20 protein-coding genes are annotated in these 19,531 nt (G+C 49.0%); 11 read left to right on the top strand and 9 right to left on the bottom strand.

Annotation, left to right across the window (positions count from 1 at the left end; genetic code table 11):
* Window positions 1–28: 28 nt before the first annotated feature.
* The 3 genes from OHJ21_RS12785 to OHJ21_RS12775 form a co-directional block, all read right to left on the bottom strand.
* A complete protein-coding gene (locus OHJ21_RS12785; protein ID WP_207797473.1) occupies window positions 29–955 on the bottom strand; it encodes a decaprenyl-phosphate phosphoribosyltransferase in 927 nt (308 codons plus the stop codon).
* A 196-nt stretch (window positions 956–1,151) separates the two neighbouring features.
* Window positions 1,152–1,595 carry a DUF441 domain-containing protein gene (locus tag OHJ21_RS12780; protein ID WP_015736251.1) on the bottom strand — a complete coding sequence of 148 codons (444 nt, stop codon included), beginning with the start codon at window positions 1,593–1,595 and terminating at the stop codon, window positions 1,152–1,154.
* A gap of 130 nt (window positions 1,596–1,725) precedes the next feature.
* On the bottom strand, window positions 1,726–2,703 hold the full coding sequence (locus OHJ21_RS12775; RefSeq protein ID WP_127592432.1) for a YpdA family putative bacillithiol disulfide reductase: 978 nt from the start codon (window positions 2,701–2,703) through the stop codon (window positions 1,726–1,728).
* Window positions 2,704–2,916: 213 nt separating this feature from the next.
* On the opposite strand from OHJ21_RS12775, the gene OHJ21_RS12770 reads away from it, so the two are divergent.
* On the top strand, window positions 2,917–3,225 hold the full coding sequence (locus OHJ21_RS12770) for a DUF2087 domain-containing protein (RefSeq protein ID WP_486020213.1): 309 nt from the start codon (window positions 2,917–2,919) through the stop codon (window positions 3,223–3,225).
* 96 nt (window positions 3,226–3,321) lie between these two features.
* On the opposite strand, the gene OHJ21_RS12765 is transcribed toward OHJ21_RS12770, so the two are convergent.
* From OHJ21_RS12765 to OHJ21_RS12745, 5 genes are all read right to left on the bottom strand, one after another.
* Window positions 3,322–3,948 (bottom strand): FMN-dependent NADH-azoreductase, encoded by a 627-nt coding sequence (locus OHJ21_RS12765; protein ID WP_486020212.1) that lies wholly within the window; start codon window positions 3,946–3,948, stop codon window positions 3,322–3,324.
* A 78-nt stretch (window positions 3,949–4,026) separates the two neighbouring features.
* Window positions 4,027–4,875, bottom strand: a complete 849-nt coding sequence (locus tag OHJ21_RS12760) for a DUF4097 family beta strand repeat-containing protein (RefSeq protein WP_486020211.1) — start codon at window positions 4,873–4,875, stop codon at window positions 4,027–4,029.
* Window positions 4,872–5,432: a DUF1700 domain-containing protein gene (locus OHJ21_RS12755; RefSeq protein ID WP_486020210.1), complete on the bottom strand. Its 561-nt coding sequence runs from the start codon at window positions 5,430–5,432 to the stop codon at window positions 4,872–4,874. The genes OHJ21_RS12760 and OHJ21_RS12755 overlap by 4 nt, the downstream gene beginning before the upstream one ends.
* Entirely contained in the window at window positions 5,425–5,754 is a 330-nt protein-coding gene (locus OHJ21_RS12750; RefSeq protein WP_100537978.1) for a PadR family transcriptional regulator, read from the bottom strand. The genes OHJ21_RS12755 and OHJ21_RS12750 overlap by 8 nt, the downstream gene beginning before the upstream one ends.
* A gap of 438 nt (window positions 5,755–6,192) precedes the next feature.
* Complete coding sequence (locus OHJ21_RS12745; RefSeq protein ID WP_006211206.1) at window positions 6,193–6,432, bottom strand: hypothetical protein; 240 nt, start codon at window positions 6,430–6,432, stop codon at window positions 6,193–6,195.
* Window positions 6,433–6,798: 366 nt separating this feature from the next.
* On the opposite strand from OHJ21_RS12745, the gene OHJ21_RS12740 reads away from it, so the two are divergent.
* The 10 genes from OHJ21_RS12740 to OHJ21_RS12695 all read left to right on the top strand — a co-directional run bounded on the left by OHJ21_RS12740 (window position 6,799) and on the right by OHJ21_RS12695 (window position 18,304).
* Window positions 6,799–7,110, top strand: coding sequence for a hypothetical protein (locus OHJ21_RS12740; RefSeq protein WP_100537977.1), 312 nt, complete (start codon window positions 6,799–6,801; stop codon window positions 7,108–7,110).
* A gap of 89 nt (window positions 7,111–7,199) precedes the next feature.
* Complete coding sequence (essC, locus tag OHJ21_RS12735; RefSeq protein WP_486020208.1) at window positions 7,200–11,183, top strand: type VII secretion protein EssC; 3,984 nt, start codon at window positions 7,200–7,202, stop codon at window positions 11,181–11,183.
* A 16-nt stretch (window positions 11,184–11,199) separates the two neighbouring features.
* A complete protein-coding gene (locus OHJ21_RS12730) occupies window positions 11,200–12,006 on the top strand; it encodes a hypothetical protein (RefSeq protein WP_100537975.1) in 807 nt (268 codons plus the stop codon).
* A gap of 27 nt (window positions 12,007–12,033) precedes the next feature.
* Complete coding sequence (locus OHJ21_RS12725) at window positions 12,034–12,546, top strand: WXG100 family type VII secretion target (protein WP_100537974.1); 513 nt, start codon at window positions 12,034–12,036, stop codon at window positions 12,544–12,546.
* A gap of 157 nt (window positions 12,547–12,703) precedes the next feature.
* Window positions 12,704–12,979: a WXG100 family type VII secretion target gene (locus tag OHJ21_RS12720; protein WP_006211202.1), complete on the top strand. Its 276-nt coding sequence runs from the start codon at window positions 12,704–12,706 to the stop codon at window positions 12,977–12,979.
* Window positions 12,980–13,137: 158 nt separating this feature from the next.
* Window positions 13,138–15,207, top strand: a complete 2,070-nt coding sequence (locus OHJ21_RS12715; RefSeq protein ID WP_486020207.1) for a protein kinase family protein — start codon at window positions 13,138–13,140, stop codon at window positions 15,205–15,207.
* Between the two features lie 42 nt (window positions 15,208–15,249).
* Complete coding sequence (locus OHJ21_RS12710) at window positions 15,250–16,002, top strand: vWA domain-containing protein (RefSeq protein ID WP_100539444.1); 753 nt, start codon at window positions 15,250–15,252, stop codon at window positions 16,000–16,002.
* Between the two features lie 10 nt (window positions 16,003–16,012).
* On the top strand, window positions 16,013–16,855 hold the full coding sequence (locus tag OHJ21_RS12705) for a hypothetical protein (protein WP_486020205.1): 843 nt from the start codon (window positions 16,013–16,015) through the stop codon (window positions 16,853–16,855).
* A 160-nt stretch (window positions 16,856–17,015) separates the two neighbouring features.
* A complete protein-coding gene (locus OHJ21_RS12700; protein ID WP_100537972.1) occupies window positions 17,016–17,813 on the top strand; it encodes an SDR family oxidoreductase in 798 nt (265 codons plus the stop codon).
* Window positions 17,814–17,923: 110 nt separating this feature from the next.
* The gene (locus OHJ21_RS12695) at window positions 17,924–18,304 is read left to right on the top strand and encodes a DnaJ family domain-containing protein (RefSeq protein WP_486020204.1); all 381 of its coding nucleotides are present in this window, start codon (window positions 17,924–17,926) and stop codon (window positions 18,302–18,304) included.
* A 123-nt stretch (window positions 18,305–18,427) separates the two neighbouring features.
* Here OHJ21_RS12695 and gluQRS read toward each other — a convergent pair whose 3' ends face one another.
* Window positions 18,428–19,405, bottom strand: a complete 978-nt coding sequence (gluQRS, locus tag OHJ21_RS12690) for a tRNA glutamyl-Q(34) synthetase GluQRS (RefSeq protein ID WP_326120178.1) — start codon at window positions 19,403–19,405, stop codon at window positions 18,428–18,430.
* Window positions 19,406–19,531: the final 126 nt, after the last annotated feature.

Raw genomic sequence — 19,531 nt, 5'->3', positions numbered from 1 at the left:
TCATGTCCCTCAATTTACCCATTCTGTATTATTCAAAGTATACCAAAATTCCGATAACGCTGATGACATAGAGGATCACGGTGACCAGGATGTGTGTGTCTTCCAGGAGCACCCGGTCCGGAGCCCCGCCTTTTTTCTCGATATGAATCAGATAAAGATAGCGGAACATTCCGTAAATGACGAACGGTATGGTCCACATGAGGTGAACGGTTCTGCCGGAGGTAAAGGTAAACAGCGAATAACTGATGATCGTTGCTGTGGTGACAATGCTGCTCATCTGGTCCAGCAGATCGAACGAATATTGATCGAGCACCTTGCGGTGCGAGCCCTTGTCATGCTGCAGCAGATGAAGCTCATGCCGTCTCTTGCCGATGGCCAGGAAGAGCGATAGCAGCATCGTACAGAGAAGGAACCATGGCGTGAACGGGACGTGGATGACCAGTCCGCCTGCGATGGCGCGCAGCACAAATCCGGCCGCGATAATCATGATGTCAATGATGACAACATGCTTCAGCCTGAAGGAGTAGGCAACGTTCATGGCAAAATAGAGCACCAATAACACGGTAAACAGCGGATTGAGTAAATAAGATACGGCCAGCGAGGCTATCAGCAGCAACGCGCCGAATACAATAGCCAGCTTAGGCGGCAGCGCACCCGAGGCCATGGGACGGTATTTTTTCACCGGATGGTTGCGATCCGCTTCGCGATCGGCATAATCGTTCACAATGTAGACGCAGCCGGATACGAAGGATAACAGGAAAAAACCGATCAAGGTGTCGAAGAGCACGCCGGGATTTACCCCTTCAAACGAGAAGAGGGGGGCTGCAAATATGAGCAGGTTTTTGGTCCATTGCTTCGGCCGCAGCTGCCTGAAGAGCAGCATGGGAAGCTGCCTAAGGGGAGCAGCAGCCGATTCGGTATTCGTTGAAGACAAGTGTGTTACCTCCTGATACATCATATTTCATAAGGGATTACGGAAAAAACGCTAAAACACGATAGCTATCATACCATAAAATAGACTATATATGGTAATGAGCCGTCTGATACAAGGCTTGAATATAGAACAAATAAACCTCCCCAAACGTTCATGAACCGGCAGGGAGGTTATTGTTCTATTTATGTTATGGATAAAAAAGAGCTGCATCTGTTCCTTACGATTTGCCGATGAGCAGGGACAATAGACCGGCAGCAATGAGCGGCCCGACGGGTACGCCGCGGAACAGGGCGACCCCAAGCACCGTGCCAACGAGAAGACCGGCAACCACGGTAGGATTGCTTCCCATCAGTGTGGCACCACGACCGCCCAGATAAGCGACAAGCATGCCGACGGCGATGGCCAAAAGCGATTTCCAGTTCAGGAATGATTCGCCGATCGTTTGCAGACTCATTTTGCCGCTGGCCAGCGGTGACATGACACCTATGGTGAGAATGATAATGCCGAGAGTCAGTCCGTATTTCTCCAGCCATGGGAATGCTTGCTGAAAGCCGGTTACGCGGATGAGCAGCAGTGCCAGCATCGCAATCGTCACTGCAGAATTGCTGCTGATAATACCAAGTCCCGCCATCGCCAGCAGGATGAGTGAAGTTACGTCCATGGGGAATCACTCCTTATGTTTAAGATATCAGAAAGTATAAACGTCGAAGCGTAAACCTGCCTGATATCGCAAGAAAAACTTATCTAAACGCAGTCTGTCTTCTAAGAATATAGGTCGATAGACTTTTTGGTTAAGCGTTCGAGACCAGATGCTCGGCAATCAAACGACCGTGTAGTCTGCCTGTTTCAATGAACACCTCATTGGCATTCCGACCGGATGCAATAACGCCAGCGACATAGAGTCCCGGAACGTTGGTCTCCATCGTCTCTGGATGATAGAGGGGCTTCTCCATGTCTTCATCCAGTTCGACGCCGGAGGAGGCGAGCAGTTTGCGGTCAGGACGGAATCCGGTCAATGCCAGTACAAAATCATTTTCAATGATCGTTTCCTGGCCTTGATTCGACAGAACGGTAATGGAAGACTCCGCGATTTGGACGACACGCGAGTTCAGGTGAAGCTGGATATGTCCCTTCTGCACCATGCTGTCGAACAGAGGACGTACCCAAGGTTTGATGTTCTGTGAAACTTCCTCACCCCGGTATACCATCGTCACCTCGGCTCCGACACGGATAAGCTCCATGGCAGCATCCACAGCGGAATTACTGCCGCCGATGATCGCGGTTTTCATCCCTGCATACGGATGGGCTTCCCGGAAATAATGGGTTACTTTCTCCAAGTCTTCACCAGGAATGCCAATATAATTCGGATGATCAAAATAACCCGTAGCAATGACTACGTGTTTGGCTTCTCGCATGGACTCTACACCACCGCGGCGCTGGGTTTTTACCTGGAAGCTGCCGTCAGGCTGCTTGGTTATGGTGAGCGCTTCTTCGTATGGAGAGATTTTCAGATTAAAGTGACTGGCAACTCTGCGATAATAGGCCAGAGCCTCGTGCCGAAACGGTTTATCATTCGATATCGCGAACGGAACATCTCCGATTTCAAGCATTTCAGCCGTACTGAAAAACTGCATATGCGTCGGATAGAGATAAATGGAATGAACTACATTGTGTTTATCGATGATCTCGCAGCTGAGGCCCTGGTTGCGGCATTCAATGGCAGCTGAGAGACCGCATGGGCCTGCGCCGATAATTAAGACGTCGAGCATGGTGAACCTCCTTATGTATTAACCTTGCGTTATCGATCAGCATAATAATCCTACAGCAAATAAAAGGATAAATCCAGATTTGACGGTATGGAGCCCGGCTGACTTGACCTAAAACAGAAAGGGTTTGACAAACATTTCAAATTCGATTAACGTCTAATTAGACGAGTATTAAATTAGATGTTTGCGAAATTATGGTAGAAGGGAGGAAGAAAAATGATGGAACCGACTGCTACTGAAGCCTATAAAACATCCGTTCTCCGGAATTTTATAACGAAAGACGGAACGCTGCGTTCCATTCCGGCCCAGTACAAGAAGAAACTCGTCATATTGGAATATCTGGTAGAGCAGCTTGAAGCAGGGAAGGAATATCCGGAAAAGGACATCAATGCGTTTATCAAGCGTTATCATGCGGATTATGCGACCATTCGGCGGGAATTTATCATTCATCAATATATGAGCCGTGATCATGAAATCTATATACGTAACCCGCGCGAGTTATGGACCCAATGGGGAAAGGTTTAAATGGGAGTATCACAAAAAGCCACCTTTCACTGCCTAAGACAGTGGAAGGTGGCTTTTGTGTATAACGTTCAGTGTTATTAGTACGTATAAGTTCGATTAGAAACTGGCAGCAGCCTTTTTAACAAGCTCAAGACCGTTTTGAACGATCATTTCCGCATCGTCAGGGAATTGGTTGTGGCCTTCGATGATCAGGGTTTCGATATCCTGTACGCCCCATTGACGAAGATTGCCCATTACGAAGTTCACGGCCATCTCAGCCGCAGCCATAGGTCCCTCGGAATAGTTACCGCCGCGCGCATTCAGGATGACGACTTTTTTGCCAGTCACGAGACCAACAACGCCTTGAGGCGTATATTTGAACGTTTTGCCTGCTTGGTTCAGGTAGTCGATATAGGTATGAAGAACGGCAGGTACGGTCATGTTCCACAATGGGAAAGCGAGCACGATTTTGTCTGCAGCAAGAAACTGGTCAAGATATTTGCTCACATTCGAAGCAGCCGTCTGCTCTTCCGGTGTAGCTTCCAATCCTTGGGCAGCTTTGAACATACCGTTGATAGCAGTGCTATCGTAATAAGGAAGATTCTCTGCAAAAAGGTCAAGCTCCGTGATTTGGTCTTCCGGATGGCTTGCTTTGAAGGACTCCAAAAACGCATGGTACATTTTGACGCTTACCGATTGTTCGATGGCTCTGTTGTTTGCTTTGATGAATAGTACATTAGACATGTATGAAAACTCTCCTTGTTGTTAGGTTTACTTTATAAAGTATAGTATATTTCATTTTTATTGTTTGTCAACAACGTCTTAATGTACGATATCGATATTACCGGAGTACGTTTCCACTTGTATGGTATCGGTTGTTTCTTTCCGTGACTCCGGCGCCGAGACGGATCCCGACAGTGCCTTAAGGTCATAGAAACCACGAAATGACGGGTCCGGCTGAACTTTCACGTTGCCGGATCTGCACAGAATATTAACTGATGAAACGCCAATCAATCCTGCGTTTACGTTACCGGAGGTGACCTCGATGTCCAAGGGACCTTCCATATTTTTCAGCACGACATTACCCGAATGATGGACTAGCCGGGTGGATGCCCGAATGTCAGAACCGCGAATATTTCCAGAAATGTTCTCAACGCTTAACTGCTCGGCTTGTATTCCGCTCATGTTAATGTTGCCTGACTTCACGGAGATGTCAACCACCTTGGAGGAAGCTCCGCTTACCTGGATGTTATCGGAGAGCGTCGACAAATCGAGTTCCTCCAGTTGCGTGCTTGATGGAAGCACGATGGTCAGTTTTCCTTTCGGTGAACGAAAGTCCACACTCATCAACTGTAAAGTGGAAGGTGTAGTCAGATCCAATTTCACCTCAGGGCCTGATGGATTAAAGTTTTTAAGAATATCGACATGCTCCGGTTTTAATTTGCCGTCAAACGCGATATATCCGTTCGAATCGCCGCTGTCCTCAAACGCGAAGCTGATATTAATATTGCTGGCAATAGTTAATTTCTTTAAACTTACGGCATCCTGCAGATCCCATCGATTCTGATAGCTGACAAGCTCTTCACCGAATTTAAACTTGTTCGCAGCCATGCCGACGATTCCCACCAATATAAGTGCGATTGCTAAACTGAACAACCATTTTCTGTTCACTGTGCGTCACGTCCCTTCAACAAACGCGTATTCCATCTGGAGTACCTCAAGGTTAACGATAACAATCCAACCATGGCGGAGCGTGTGGCATATCCGAGGAAGATGCCGATTCCGAGCAAAGAGATGGATAAGAATAATTTGGCCGGATAAAACGTTCCGTTTACGATATAGTCAAGCAGAACGAGCACCGGGCTCAGCAAGGTTGCCAGGGCTCCGAGAGCAATAGCGACGCCTCCGGACCATAATGCCGCAAGGAAGGGGACTGCCACCAATGCACAGAAGAACAAACCGACTCCTGCCGCATATTTTCCAAAAGAAGACGGTCTTCGGATCGCTGCGGGAGCAGGCCTATCCATATCCACATACCGGTCGCCTAACGCTTCCTTTGCCATTTCAAAAGGATCTCCCAACTCACGGGCGATTTCCTCTTCGGTTCGTCCATTCTGCATGCCAATGATAAAATGGGACTCCACGTCTTGAATGAATTCCTGTCGTTCGTCGGGAGGAAGCGCGGCAAGCCGCGATTCCAAAATCGAAATAAACTGTTTTTTAGTCATACAAATTCCCTTCCTCTATCAGATTGGTCACATTGCCCACAAAAGCTTGCCATTCCTTTACCATGGCTTTCATATAGATTACTCCGCTGGGCGTCAGCTTATAATATTTACGGGGCGGACCCTCGGTCGATTCCTGGAGGTACGTCGTACAATAGCCTTCATTTACGAGGCGGCGAAGGAGAGGGTACAATGCCCCTTCGGCAACTTCAATATGCCTCGATACCGCTTGAGCCAACTCGTACCCATATTGGTCCTTGCGATGGATTAACACCAGAACGCAGAGTTCGAGAACGCCTTTTTTGAATTGAATACTGACATTCATACGGCAAATACCTCCTTTCATAAGTCCTTGATCATGCTGTTCATCACGAGGTAGTGATTAATATTCAGTAGTGGTCTACAATAAGATATCATTTAGTACTGAATAATGCAAGGTACTGATTATAAAATGGGTTGTTGCCAGAAAATCGTCGAATCATAAGAAGCTTTGTTAAACGAAAGGAAGTCTCGTTTAATCTTCAAAAGGCACGGTTAATAGAAGTTATCAGAACATAGGGTCGTTTTTCCAAGATAAGAATGGAGGGATGAACAGTATGTCCATCGATCGGTTTATATTAAAAAAATTGAACAGTTGCCAGGAGATCACAACGCGGAGAAATCTCGTAAAATTGTTTCAAATCCGAATTCAGAGAGCGCAGATAGCCGAGGATCGTCATTACGGGTTATAATGGAGTTAAACAAAAAAAGGGCTACCCCTCTTTTAAAAGAGAGATAGCGCAAGAGAGTCGTTTTCGCTTTTGCTGTGAAGAATTGCCTCGGATCCCTCGATTTCAATGCTGATCAGGGAATTGAGGCATTTTTGCAGCGCCTTTTTGCCGGTTTGAATTTTATGGTCAAGCGCGCTGGTTAGCAGTTTTAGTACCTTCTGTACCGGCTGCTTGCTATCCGTTGTAAAGTATACGGGAACCGGCTTATTTTGGAACATGATTAGTGTTTTCATATCAATCACCTCACGAAAGATTTTTCATGATATTTGCATTATAAATTGCCAATCTTAAAATAACCTTAAATTCATAGAATTAATCAGCATCATTTTTCTGAGCGTGACATTTTTGTGAACGACGATATTTTACCGACGAAAAACCCGGATTTACCCTATAATCAATACATAAATAGTCCCTCCGGACTAACAAACCCGTGTGAAAAATAGGAAATAGGAAATATGACACAAATTGACAGAACTAACCTTGGAATGATATTATTACAATAATGTAACTATTTTTTGTAACTATTGAAATAGGTGATTGGACTTCGCATATGGAATAAACATAAGGATTACCATTTTTGGGAAAGTAGGTCGACTTAGATGATACTCACCGTGATCAGCGGGCGAAATGAAGAGGATTGGTTTGATATCGACGTACCCGATGAGTGCTCCATTGAACGGTTGAATGAGCTGCTGGGGCTACGTCTTTTTCGTGAACCCTCGGGTGAAGGGATTCAATATATATTAGAAGCAAAGTTCCCGGAAGGCTTGTGGTTTACGGTGGGGGGCCATTCTAATCTGGTTGAAGCAGGACTTAGGGAAGGCTCCTATATCCGTTTACAACGGGCATTCTCAACAACAACCGAGGAAGCTCCTGTCTACGGCAGAAGATCGTTGTTTCAAGAAAGCTAAGATTGGGTAAATAACCGATTGGTTTTGATTGAAACAGCAAAATACATAATTGTACATTTCAGATGCTCTGGATTAGGAGGAAGTGACACATGAACGTGTTGTACCAACGTTCGCCGCGTATTAGACCGGCTTTACCGAATGAAGACTTGGAGATTCTGAGACCGCCGTCCGAGCCAAGCAAACCGTCGTTTTCGATGATTGCCATCATTATCCCCATTATTATGACGGCGGTGACGATCGGTTTCTATGTCTATATGAACGTGAGCGGTAAGATGGGGAATTCCAATTACATGATGTTCCAGATGATCTCCATTTTTATGATGCTGACATCCTACACGCTGCCGTTCTTCATGTATTTAAGCAACAAGAAGACCTATCAGAAGAACCTGGCCGAACGTAATCAGAAGTACCGGGCTCAGCTTGATCTGCATCGGGAAGAGCTGAAGGAGCGGCAGGAGGATCAGGTCCATATTCTGTTTGATATCCATGGGGATCCGGACGTCTGTTACAACGTTGTGAAGAACCGGAGCAGCAGCTTGTGGGAACGTTCCCCGGAAGATAAGGACTTTCTGGAAATTTGCGTGGGCAAGGGGGAAGTGCCGTTTCACATTAATGTGAAGCCGCCTCGTGCGGATGGGTATGATAAGGACCCGTTAATCGAAGCAGCCGAATTGCTGTCAGCCGAGTTCCAGACGGTCGACGATGCATCCATTGCATTGCCGTTATTCGAATCCAAGGTCATAGGGATCGTCGGCGGAAGAGAACGCGTATTAAATATGCTTCGCGTCATGATGGCCCAAACCGCCGTAAGGCACTCGCCTGACGAAGTGAAAATCGCTGCTTTCTACGAGGAGAAGGAAGCGAGCGAATGGCAGTGGCTGCGCTGGCTGCCCCATACTTGGGATGATGACCGTTCCAGCCGCTATCTTGCGGATCGACGGAGCAATGCGCATCAGCTTGCTGATGAAATATTTACCCATTTATACCGGCGTAAAAACAATCGTTCCGAACATGGAAAAAAATCGATTGAGACGCCGGCTTATGTCGTGATCCTATCCGCTGCCCAATTAATTGAGGAAGAACCGCTGCTGCCTCTGTTGATGGAAGATGCCGATGCGGCTGATGCCGTCACCATCATCTTGTCCGACCGGAAAGAAAGCTTGCCGATGCACTGCCAGCTTATCGTTGAGGTTGATCGGGAGCAGGCGGCGTACACGATTAAGAAACCGGACGGCACCGTCTCCAAGCAATCCTTCCAATCCCATCACGTCAGCAGGGAACAGATCGAAGCATTGGCTCGGTATATGGCGCCGATTCGGCTGAAGCGATCCTCTGCATCTGACATCCCTAGCGTTTTGGCGCTTTTCGAGATGATGGATATTCAGAAAATCAACGATTTGGATGTATCCAAACGCTGGCAGCAGAACCGATATCCGGATTCATTACCCGTACCCATGGGTGTCCGGGCGGGCGGAAAGAAGATTAATTTGAATCTTCATGATAAAATAGAGCGTCAAGGTCATGGACCGCATGGTCTGATCGCGGGAACGACCGGTTCAGGGAAAAGTGAGGTTATCCAATCCATCGTTGCTTCCCTGGCATCGGAGTTTCACCCTCATGACCTGGCATTTATGCTTATCGACTATAAGGGCGGCGGCATGTCCAATACGTTTGTCAACCTTCCCCACGTCGTAGGCACCATAACGAATTTGGACAACAATCTGATCGAGCGGGCGAAGGTGTCGCTGAAAGCCGAGCTGGTCCGCCGCCAGAAAATATTGAACGATGCGGGAAACCTGCAGCACATCGACGAGTATTACAAGCTGCTGCGCAATCGGCATGGCGAACCGCTCCCGCATCTCGTGATTATCATTGATGAATTTGCACAGCTGAAGAAAGACCAGCCGGAATTTATGGATGAATTGATCAGCATTGCCGCAATCGGGCGAACGCTGGGTGTCCATCTGATTCTTGCGACTCAGAAACCGGCAGGCGTCGTGGACGATAAAATTTGGAGTAACTCGCGCTTCCGGATCTGTCTTCGGGTACAAAGCGAGGGTGACAGCCGTGATATGCTGAAGATTCCGAATGCAGCCTGGATTAACAAGCCCGGACGAGGCTACTTCCAGGTGGGCAGCGATGAAGTGTTTGAAGAAATGCAGTTTGCTTGGAGCGGCGCTCCTTACGTTGAAGAGAAGGATACGCCTGGCGCAATCTCGATCCGCGAGGTCCGGATCAACGGGAAGACGGAGCCGCTGCTTGCGTCCACTCCATCCCTGGGGGCACATCTGGAAGTGCCCAAACAGCTGCAGGTGTTTATTGACCATGTAGCGGAAGTGGCCAAGGAGCAAGGGATCGAACGGCTGCAGGGTCCTTGGCTTCCACCGCTTCCAGAGAGTCTGGATCTGGACGGAGTACAGTCCGGCATCGAACAGCCGGTGTCGTACGGCGATTCGGCACTTGTGTCCTATGTCGGGATGGTTGACGATTTGCCAAACCAATGCCAGAAGCCGCTGGTGCTCAATCTGGAGCAAGGCCACTGGGCCGTATATGGAATGCCGGGACTCGGTAAGACCACCTTTATTCAAACGATGCTGATGTCGCTGGCCAGCCGGTACACCCCGGACTTTTGGCATGGATTTATCGTGGATATGGGCCGAATGATGCGGGACTTCGCAGGATTGCCTCACATCGGTGGGGTCATGACTGCAGAGGAAGATGATCGTATCAAGCGCCTGTTCCGTTTTCTTACGAAAACGGCAGCGGTTCGCAAGGACATGATAGCCGAGGCTGGCGTGAAGACCGTCGCATCCTACCGCCGTGGCAGCACGGAGACGGTTCCGCAGCTGGTTGTCGTTATTGACGGTTATCTGAATTTCAGGAATTCCTATCCGGATGAGAACGATATGCTTGAATACTTGCTGCGAGAAGGCGGCAGTCTGGGGATCACGTTTATCATTACGGCAAACCGGATATCGGATATGTTCGAAAAGGTCCGGAGCAATATCTCACAAGCGGTATCGTACGAACTTGCCGATCCGGCCGATTATTATTATGCGGTGGGTCGTCCTACAAGAGCCCCAAGCCAGCTTCCGCCAGGAAGAGGACTGGTCAAAGGCCAGGTGCCGCCGCTTGAATTTCAGACGGCCTTGCCGGCTTCCGGTCAGGAAGAGGGGGACCGTTCGGCCGCGCTTCGCGATATGATTCGCGTATACCGGGAATCATGGCATGGCGAAGAAGCGCCGCGGATCGAATCATTGCCGGATAAGATTCCGCTCCATCAGCTGCTTAAGGTGCAAAAGCCTTATGAAGCGGCAGTAACGGTGAAGTATCAGGTTCCTGTCGGTGTGGCTACGGATGATTTAACTCCTTTTGCGATCAATCTGGAGGATGGGCCGCATTTTATCGTTGCGAGTCCGATGGAAGGCGGTAAAACGTCATTCCTCCTAAGCTGGATGTTATCACTTGCATATCATACATCGCCGGATGAGCTGGAAATCTATACGGTAGATACGCGTTATGGAAGCAGCGGTCTGAGTCGGATGAACCATCTTCCGCATGTCCGTGGGCATGCGGAGAATGAGGAAGACCTGGCTCCGCTCATTTCAGGCCTTTATGAACGGGTTCAGACCCGATCGAAGGACAGTGAGGATCCGGCTATCCTGCTAATGATTGATGACGCTGACGTGCTCAGCAAGCAGCTTTCGGATTTCACCTTGAAGGACCAGCTGTCAGCCATCGTCAGACAGGGAAGGGACCGCAGGGTACATGTGGTCATTGCCGGCGTGCCGGCGGATTTCCCGACGTATGGCGTCGATTGGTTTACCGATATCAAGGCTGCACAAAACGGATTTTTATTCGGAACATTGGATTCGAACGATTTATCGTTCTTCCGGATTCCTTTTTCCGAATCTTCTAATAGTCCTGGGGGACTAAAAATACTTCCGCCAGGACAGGGGTACTACGTAAAACGTAAATTTTCCAGAATAAAAGGCGCAGTTCCGTTTGATGATGAATGGAACGCCCAGAGATGGGTCACAGAAATTCGCGACCGATGGCATGTTGTAGTTTGAGGGGAGGTGGCTCATAATGTTGACAATTCATGCTTCCAAACAAGAAACGATCACGCTGAATGACAAGGAATTTTTCTTCTTGGCTGGAATTATCGGATCGGACCGATTACTTGGTGTTGAAGATCCTTTTGTAGGATATTTAACGGAAGAAATCGCGGTTGAGTGGGAGAAAACCAAACAATCGCTCCTAAGCAAGCAATATTTGATTCAAGAGGAAGGCGGGGAATTGTCGATTCCACCCGAAGTCTTCTCACGAGTGGCTATTGCCGGACTTGCGGAACGAGCGTGCTGGTTGAAATATGAAAATCAGGATTCGGCGTTTGAAGGATATCTGCATGTTACTGACGAACGGGTAATACAAGTATGCAGAAGCGGCGATGATAACCGGTGTTACATGCTTAGCGAACTCGGTACCATTGAACAAACCTGCGATCAGCTGGTGCAGGATCTGGCCCTAAGCGATCAAAACTGGGGGGATATTCCGGCTTTATTGCTTAGCCGGAAGGAGTTCGGGGATATTTACACCTCCGTTTCCGAACAGAACAGCGATGATATCGGTGATCGCTTGGCCAGGTTGACGGATGATGCGGAGGGTTCCATCGCTTTAGCGAAATGTATGAAAAACAAGGTGTCTTCGGGGGAACTCCAGCTGTCGATATGGAACGGAATCAGCTGGGAAAGTCAAAATGCAGCATTTATAGTGAACGAGTCCATGAATTGGCTGCTGCGTATGAGCCTGGAGGGAGACCAGGACTGGCTAACCGCAGCGCCAGCGACCAAAGAGCAGTTTCGTCATATGCTACTCATGTGGCTGAAACAGTAACAGAGCCTGTATGAAAGGTGAGGACCAATGCGTATTTCTGTCGAGCCGGAGTCTCTCCGGACGTTAAGCCGTCAGCTGCAGCATAGTGGCGATGAATATTTAGCGATTACGAGAACGCTCAACCAAGCTATGGAATCACTCGTTTGGGAGACGTCTCTCAAAGCGGCGGTTATTGATGAGTGGCAGTCTGCCCGGAGTCTTGGAGAGCATCTGGGAGCTCTTCTTGCTCAGCTGGGCAAGCATCTTCAAAGCAAAGCCGACCAATTTCAAGAAACGGATCATCAGTACCATACGATTTTGGAGCATGCAATCGTAAGTACCGTATCACCGACGGCTCTGTTTGCAGCTTCCGGAATGGATGGGCGCTCGTCCATACTTCCGGAATATGGAAACTCCACCACGGTTATATCGAACCCGAGCTCGGTGGCCGCTGCCGTGGGCATGACCAGTGGAGATAACGGGGATTCGGCTAAACAAGCCGCATTATCCGGGCAAGGCTGGACCTTTACCGATCCGTCTTCGTTTGGAATTGCCAACTAAAACCCTATTCCTTTCGGGATAATCGGGATGGTAAATGTTTCAAATTGGGACGTATAGGGTACCTGGAAATTAGGTCTGAGGACATTTTGATAAACTGAGGCTCTTGGGCTAAGATGTCAAGTGTCACCAGAAAACGAATTTCTAGGAGGTTACATAAATGGCAGGACGTATTTTAATTACGCCAGAGCAAGTCGAGCAAGTAGCGAACCAATTTAAACAAAGCGGTGATCAAAGTCAGCAAATCGTTAACAGCCTGACTCAATCGATCAACGGAATGGAAGGTCAATGGGATGGTATGACGAAGCAGCGCTTTTTCCAGGAATTCCAGGAAGCAAGTCGCTTGATGAACTCCTTCGTACAAACGCTTGACAGCATCAGCAATGAGCTGAAAGCGATCGCTCAGAAATTCCGTATGGCTGACGAATCCCGTTAATATCCATTCGGAGACTTTTGCTTTATAATAGTTTAATAGGCAGAATAAACCGGGTGGAAGATAACCCGGTTTTCTTGCAATTTTGGATGTTTAGAATATAACAATCTGGTTAATAGAGTTATAGAGTTAGGTAACGGAGTTAAGAGAGGATGACGTTCATGACATTTCAGCCAAACCCGGGCGATGGGATTGTTGTAAATGGAACGGCTTATACAGTAGGGCAGCATCCCGCAGCGCCAGGCGTAGCCTATGCCCAAGCTGGGAGGCAGGGAATCGTCTACCAGTTGATCCCTGTGGATGGGGAGCTGCATGAAGCCAAAGCACTAAAAGTCTTTTTTCCTAAGTTCAGAATTCCGGCTATGGTGTATCAATCCGAACATATGGGGAATTATCGCGAGATACCGGGTTTGCAGGTAAGCAGTCGAGAGGTGCTCACTCCCGAAAGAAACGGAGATTTGATAGCGGAATATCCGGATTTGCTCTACGCGGTCATCATGCCATGGATTCATGGATGTACTTGGTTTGACGTTATAAGCGATCAGCGTAATCTGGGACGTTCTGAAAGTCTGATGCTTGCCAAGGCATTGGCAGCCATCGGCTCAAGCATGGAGCAGCGCGGATTAGCCCACTGTGACCTGTCTGCGCCTAATGTCATGCTTCCGTTTTTTTCGGAAGTGAAGCTGCCGGAAGGCGCTGCCGCCGTTGAGCTTGTCGATGTGGAGCAGATGTACAGCCCCAAAATGGATCGACCTGATGTTTTGCTTGCTGGCTCTCCTGGGTATGCGGCTCATCGAACGGTGCATAGCGGGTTATGGAGTTCTTATGCCGATCGTTTCGCAGGTGCGGTTATCATTGCGGAAATGCTGGGATGGAGCGATCCGGCAATCGTTAATCGGGCATGGGGTGAAAGCTATTTTGATCAGCATGAAATGCAGACCCCGTGCGAGCGTTATTTTTTACTGAAAAAGTCGCTGGGTCAGCGTTGGGGTACACGGATTTCGGATCTGTTCGGCAGAACCTGGGACAGTCAGGATTTGAGCAGCTGCCCTACCTTTGGTGAGTGGCTGATTGCATTATCATCTTTAAGTGAGGAAGAAGTGGTGGAGGAAGTCCCAGCCGTTATAGCCGCTGCCGCCGCCCATGACGACAAATCGGATGAAGTCCGTTCTGAAACTCCCCAGGAGGTGCCGGCCGAAATTATGGCATCGCTCGGAATTGAGCCAGGCACCCGGGAGGTCAACGATAATGTGGTTGGACGCTTGTTTCATCAGGCGCGTGATCTGGAGGATGCGGGTAATCTTTCCGGTGCTTTGGAAATATTCCGCTCCGCGTATCATTTCGTAAAGAAGGACAGTCCGCTTGAAGTGGAGCTTGCCGCCGCTATACAGGGGCTGGAGGAGCAGCTTCGTCCGGCTGAAGAATCATCCAACAAAGGCTTTAAAGCACTGTTATTATCCCGTAAATTCATGCTCTCGACCGCTGCGGCTATCGTCATATTGGCAGGTTCTGCGATTACGGTGAATCAGATTTTGGCGGAGAAAGCAGAGAACCGTCAGTTGGATTCCCAGCGATTAGCCGATCAGCAAGCGCAGGAGAAAGAGGAAGCTGCGCGTAAGCAAGAGGAAGAAGCGAGGAAGCAGCAGGAAGAGGCTGCCCGGAAAGAAGCAGAGGCTAAGAAAGCGGAAGAGGAGCGCTTGAAGGCAGAAGAGGCCAAGAAGGCTGAAGAAGCCGAGCAGGCTCTGAAGGAACAGGAGAAAGCCGAGCTTCAGACGAAGTATGAGAAGCAGGCGAAGTATGAAGCTTATCTGGCATCGCTTGAAGAGAAGAAAAAGAAGCAGGCATTGCAAGAGAAATATGACAATCAAGCCAAGTATGAAGCGTACTTAGCTCAGCTGGAAGAGAAGAAGAAAAGAGCGGCCCAGGAAGCAGCGGCTGCCAAAGCTGAGGCAGAGCGCCAGGCGAAAGCAAGAGCTGCCCAAGAAGCCCATGCCGCAATGCTCCAGAAGCAGCGTTCCCAAAACGTTGTAGAACTGGTTGCCCTATATAATAAGGCGTATAATGCGCAGGTAGCCGGCAACAAAGACCGTGCTAAGAATGCCGCACGTGAATTCATAGAGCTGTATAACAAGGATAAGGCTTATTATAAGACGGTTGGTAAAATGAGCACCCGCCTTAACAATCTGCAGCAATTCATAAGTGACGACAGCCACTGGATACCAAAACTGTAAAGAATTAAACATGACGAAATGCAGGGGTGAATGTTATTCACGATGAACTATACCATTCAAGCATCACAGCGCACGCCAGCGCTCATTATATATCTGATTGATATCAGCGCGTCCATGAATATGCTGATGGAGGACCGCAGGCGGATCGACGTAGTTTACGAAGCATTGTCCTTGGCCATTCGGCAAATGGTATTTCGCTCCACCAAAGGCAATCGCCTGACGCCCCGGTACCGGATTGCAATCCTTGCATATAGCGATGATGTCTATGATTTGTTAAACGGGATTAAGGGCATTGATGAAATTGCGGCGATCGGCTCGCTTCCGGATTTGACCCCTAAGCGGTTCTCCGATTCGGCGAAAGCGTTCCTTCAGGCCGAGAAAATCCTGCAATCGGAGATTCCGAATATGCAGGATTGTCCTGCGCCGCTCGTGTGCCACATGACGGATGGTGTGGCAACGGGAGAGGATCCGGAACCGATTGCCCGCCGCATCATGAACATGAGCGTTCCGGACGGCAACGTGCTTGTGGAGAATATTTTCATTTCCGATCATCTGATGAATCAGCCGATATCGGAACCGCGCCGCTGGAAAGGAATTTTGACTGATACCTCGCTTGAGGATGAACACGCGCGTAAACTTAAAATGATGTCTTCGGTTCTTCCCGAAAGTTATCGAGAAATGCTGCTTGAGGCAGATTATCAACTGAGCCCGGGAGCCTTGATGATGCTCCCAGGCACTTGCTCTGAGCTGGTGTCCATCGGCTTTCAGATGTCAGCTGCCACGCCGGTAAGGTAAGAGGTCACAGATGAAGCGATCATACGCAAGAAGCATGGAATCGTTGGGAATTCGTCAGCGGAAGGCTCAAGCCGCATCGTTTTATTATGAGAGCAAGCAGACCGTGGAAGAACCGATTACGAAGATTAAAGATTTGTTCACATGTCGTTATGCGTATGGCAGAGCGGCGGAGTCTGTCATGCTCTCTGAGATGGGGCAGGATTTCATTGCATTAAAGATGAATGAAAATGTGTGCCATTTTGTATTGTGTGATGGTGTCGGATTGAGTTATCGAGGGGATGTGGCCTCACGTCTGTTAGGTCAGGGGCTGATGAACTGGCTGGAAACGGTTGAGGAACTCACAACCGCATCGCTTGAACGCAAACTGAAAGAACTTACGCATGAAGCTGATCGTGAAATGCGGACTCATTCCCTGAGCTCCGAAACGCCCAAGCTGCTTCGAGAAGTACTGGAAGAGAAGCAGCGCAAGGGAAGCGAAGCCATGTACATTTGCGGTCGCATCGAGCTTTCTTCGGGTTTTCGTCGCAAAGGGAGGTTGTGGCTTGCCTGGCAGGGTGACTCCAGGGTACGCTTGTGGCGCAAGGAAGACGAGATCACCTCGGTATTCGGAGATCGTTTCCGAACGTCGGAACGCTGGTCTTCCCGAAGTGGTCCGATCGGAGGCAGCCCTCATGTGTTTTCGTGCAAATTAGACCCGGAGACCGAATATCGGCTTCAGCTGTACAGCGATGGGCTCAACGACCTAGATCCCATGAAGGAGCCGATTCCCGATGAGGAAGTGCAAGTATTAATGAATGCTCGCCATACCGACGGCCTGGAAGATGATGCTTCCTTTCTGGAGATTGTTTGGTAGGTTTCTAAGAATGTTTTTTAGAATAAACGCTGAGTCGGACCCAAAGGTCCGGCTTTTTTGTGCAAAAAATTAGAAATCATGATTATAAAACAACTCCTTTTGGGTAATCTTGTGACAGATGAATGCATAACGGATTACGATAAAAAGGAGCGTGTGAATAATGAATGAAGGACACGGACGTTTTCATGGGAGAACAGCTATCATTACCGGAGCCGGATCAGGCATTGGGAAGGCTGCGGCCATCCAGCTGGCAAAGGAAGGCGCAAATGTTGCCTTATTCGATCTGTTGGATGACCGAACGAATAAAGCGGAATCGGAGATCAACTTGATTCGCGATGGTTCCGCCAGAGCCTTTGACGTGGATACCACAGATCCTGACCGGGTAGAGAAGGCAGTCCTCGAAACGGTGGAGATTTTTGGCGGCGTCGATATCGTATTCGCCAATGCAGGGATTAACGGCGTGATGACGCCAATTGATGAAATGAAGCTGGAGGAATGGACCAAGACGCTGAACGTGAATTTGAACGGTACGTTTCTGACGGTCAAATATGCGATTCCGCACCTCAAGAAACGGGGACAGGGCAGCATTATCATTACCAGCTCCGTCAATGGCACCCGAACCTTCTCCAACTTTGGGATGAGCGCCTACAGCACAACTAAAGCAGGACAGGTAGCTTTTGCGAAGATGGCCGCGCTGGAGCTGGCGAAATTCAAAATCAGGGTGAATGTCATCTGCCCCGGCGCGATATCCACCAACATTGATCAAAGCACGAAGAAACAGGGAGATTTGGAGGAGATCGTGATTCCGGTGGAATATCCCGAGGGGAGTCAGCCGCTGTCTGACGGTCCGGGTACACCTGAAGAGGTGGCGGATTTGGTGGCGTTTCTCGCTTCCGATCAATCCAGACACATTACCGGGGCGCAAATCTTCATAGATGGAGCCGAATCGCTCTTGTAAATGGATCAGGAGCAACACCCTGAGGGTTCCCTGCATTTAGACCTTGGAATATACAAGGCGCTGCTATATGATGAGGAGGACGAAGGAAAAAAGGAGGAGGCTGGGGAATCATGAGCATCTTTTCCAGATTGGCTGAGCAGAAGATCGAAGAAGCGATCCGCAACGGAGAGCTCGATCATTTGCCTCTTGCCGGGAAGAAACTTCCGATCGACGATCTTTCGCACATTCCGGAGGATCTGAGAATGTCCTACCGCATCATGAAAAATGCGGGTTATGTCCCTGAAGAAGTTACGCTTCGCAAGGAATGCGTTCAGCTGTATGACTTGCTCGGTGCTGCCCGGAACGACGGTGAGCAGGAGCAGCTTCAACGCAAGCTGAATGAAAAGCATCTTAGATTGCAATTGCTGATGGAACAGCGGGGGTTTAGCGGGAATAGCGTGTTTACGCAGTATGAGTCCAAGGTCAGGGAACGATTAACCCATGAGGAATAACAGAACAGCGCCAGCCTTTCTTCTCTTATTGAGGATGAAAGTGCTGGCGCTGATTGTTTATCAGGATATGAAGGAACGTAATTTGAATATTGCTCATGAATCCCTGATTTCGATGAATCGCAATCAGGATTCAAACAGCTGACGTTTGACATGTTCCGTTATTTTTATCGGGGCAGAAGATACTTTCGATAAGTCAAAAACAGGAATTAAATCCGCAGGGCGAACGGATTCCGGATGTTCCAGGAGACCGGCGGTCCAAGCCAGCCAGCCGATGATGCGCTCGGGCATGATGCCCTGGCCGCGAAGAAATGAGAGGCTAAGTCCGCGGGTTCTCTTGGCGAGCCTTCTGCCTTCCGCATCTACCATCAATGGGGTATGCGCAAACTGTGGCGGCTTGTAGCCTAACGCTTGGTATAAGAGAAGCTGACGTGGGGTGGAGTCTAGTAGATCGGCTCCTCGAAGTACATGGGTTATGCCCATTAACGCATCATCAACGACCACCGCGAGTTGATAGGAGATGATATCGTCTGCTCTGCGAACCACAAAGTCTCCCCCATCGGATAGCCGATAGGACTGCTCTCCGGCGATGCCATCAACAAAGGAAACGATGGTTTGCGGTACCTTCATCCGCAGCGAAGGCTTCTTATGAAGCGCTCTAAGCGCCGCTTCCTCCCGAGATAAATCTCTACAGGTTCCCGGGTAGCGGAGGCCTTCCGAGGCAATGCCGTGCGGTGCGCTGGCTGCAGCCGTTATGTCGGCCCGACTGCAATAGCAGGGGTACAGTTTATTCGATTCCTTCAGCCTTGTGATTTCCCGCTCGTATAACGCTTGGCGTGCCGCCTGATGATAAGGTCCGTAGGCCCCGGCAAGACCGGGACCTTCATCCCAATCCAAGCCGAGCCATTCCAGATCTCTCATCATCTCCACCGCAAGCTCCTGGCGAGAACGCTGCACATCGATATCTTCTATACGGAGTATATATTGTCCGTCCATACTCCTGATTTGCAGCCATCCAAGTAAAGCGGTCAACGCATTGCCGATGTGCATCTTTCCTGATGGCGTAGGGGCAAAGCGGCCGCGAAATGTGGCATGCAACTCCATACATTTCACCTTCCGACTACATGAATCTTGATGTTTATGTTTACATGGGAATGATATTCATATTGTATCGCAATTATATCGATACTTTCCAGCCGTGGCACAAGCAGCTCCCCTTGACGTACATCG

The sequence above is a fragment of the Virgibacillus sp. LDC1 genome (genome assembly GCF_025792345.1).
In the GTDB taxonomy this organism is placed as follows: Bacteria; Bacillota; Bacilli; order Paenibacillales; family Paenibacillaceae; genus Paenibacillus_AQ; species Paenibacillus_AQ lautus.
Note: the sequence above shows the minus strand (reverse complement) of the source record. Positions and strands in the feature narration are given on the sequence as shown.

Bases quoted from the DNA above. Each gene is read 5' to 3' on its own strand.
- OHJ21_RS12785 (WP_207797473.1), bottom strand. From the start codon at position 955: ATGTATCAGGAGGTAACACACTTGTCTTCAACGAATACCGAATCGGCT.
- OHJ21_RS12780 (WP_015736251.1), bottom strand. From the start codon at position 1,595: ATGGACGTAACTTCACTCATCCTGCTGGCGATGGCGGGACTTGGTATT.
- OHJ21_RS12775 (WP_127592432.1), bottom strand. From the start codon at position 2,703: ATGCTCGACGTCTTAATTATCGGCGCAGGCCCATGCGGTCTCTCAGCT.
- OHJ21_RS12770 (WP_486020213.1), top strand. From the start codon at position 2,917: ATGATGGAACCGACTGCTACTGAAGCCTATAAAACATCCGTTCTCCGG.
- OHJ21_RS12765 (WP_486020212.1), bottom strand. From the start codon at position 3,948: ATGTCTAATGTACTATTCATCAAAGCAAACAACAGAGCCATCGAACAA.
- OHJ21_RS12755 (WP_486020210.1), bottom strand. From the start codon at position 5,432: ATGACTAAAAAACAGTTTATTTCGATTTTGGAATCGCGGCTTGCCGCG.
- OHJ21_RS12750 (WP_100537978.1), bottom strand. From the start codon at position 5,754: ATGAATGTCAGTATTCAATTCAAAAAAGGCGTTCTCGAACTCTGCGTT.
- OHJ21_RS12745 (WP_006211206.1), bottom strand. From the start codon at position 6,432: ATGAAAACACTAATCATGTTCCAAAATAAGCCGGTTCCCGTATACTTT.
- OHJ21_RS12740 (WP_100537977.1), top strand. From the start codon at position 6,799: ATGATACTCACCGTGATCAGCGGGCGAAATGAAGAGGATTGGTTTGAT.
- essC (WP_486020208.1), top strand. From the start codon at position 7,200: ATGAACGTGTTGTACCAACGTTCGCCGCGTATTAGACCGGCTTTACCG.
- OHJ21_RS12730 (WP_100537975.1), top strand. From the start codon at position 11,200: ATGTTGACAATTCATGCTTCCAAACAAGAAACGATCACGCTGAATGAC.
- OHJ21_RS12725 (WP_100537974.1), top strand. From the start codon at position 12,034: ATGCGTATTTCTGTCGAGCCGGAGTCTCTCCGGACGTTAAGCCGTCAG.
- OHJ21_RS12720 (WP_006211202.1), top strand. From the start codon at position 12,704: ATGGCAGGACGTATTTTAATTACGCCAGAGCAAGTCGAGCAAGTAGCG.
- OHJ21_RS12715 (WP_486020207.1), top strand. From the start codon at position 13,138: ATGACATTTCAGCCAAACCCGGGCGATGGGATTGTTGTAAATGGAACG.
- OHJ21_RS12710 (WP_100539444.1), top strand. From the start codon at position 15,250: ATGAACTATACCATTCAAGCATCACAGCGCACGCCAGCGCTCATTATA.
- OHJ21_RS12705 (WP_486020205.1), top strand. From the start codon at position 16,013: ATGAAGCGATCATACGCAAGAAGCATGGAATCGTTGGGAATTCGTCAG.
- OHJ21_RS12700 (WP_100537972.1), top strand. From the start codon at position 17,016: ATGAATGAAGGACACGGACGTTTTCATGGGAGAACAGCTATCATTACC.
- OHJ21_RS12695 (WP_486020204.1), top strand. From the start codon at position 17,924: ATGAGCATCTTTTCCAGATTGGCTGAGCAGAAGATCGAAGAAGCGATC.
- gluQRS (WP_326120178.1), bottom strand. From the start codon at position 19,405: ATGGAGTTGCATGCCACATTTCGCGGCCGCTTTGCCCCTACGCCATCA.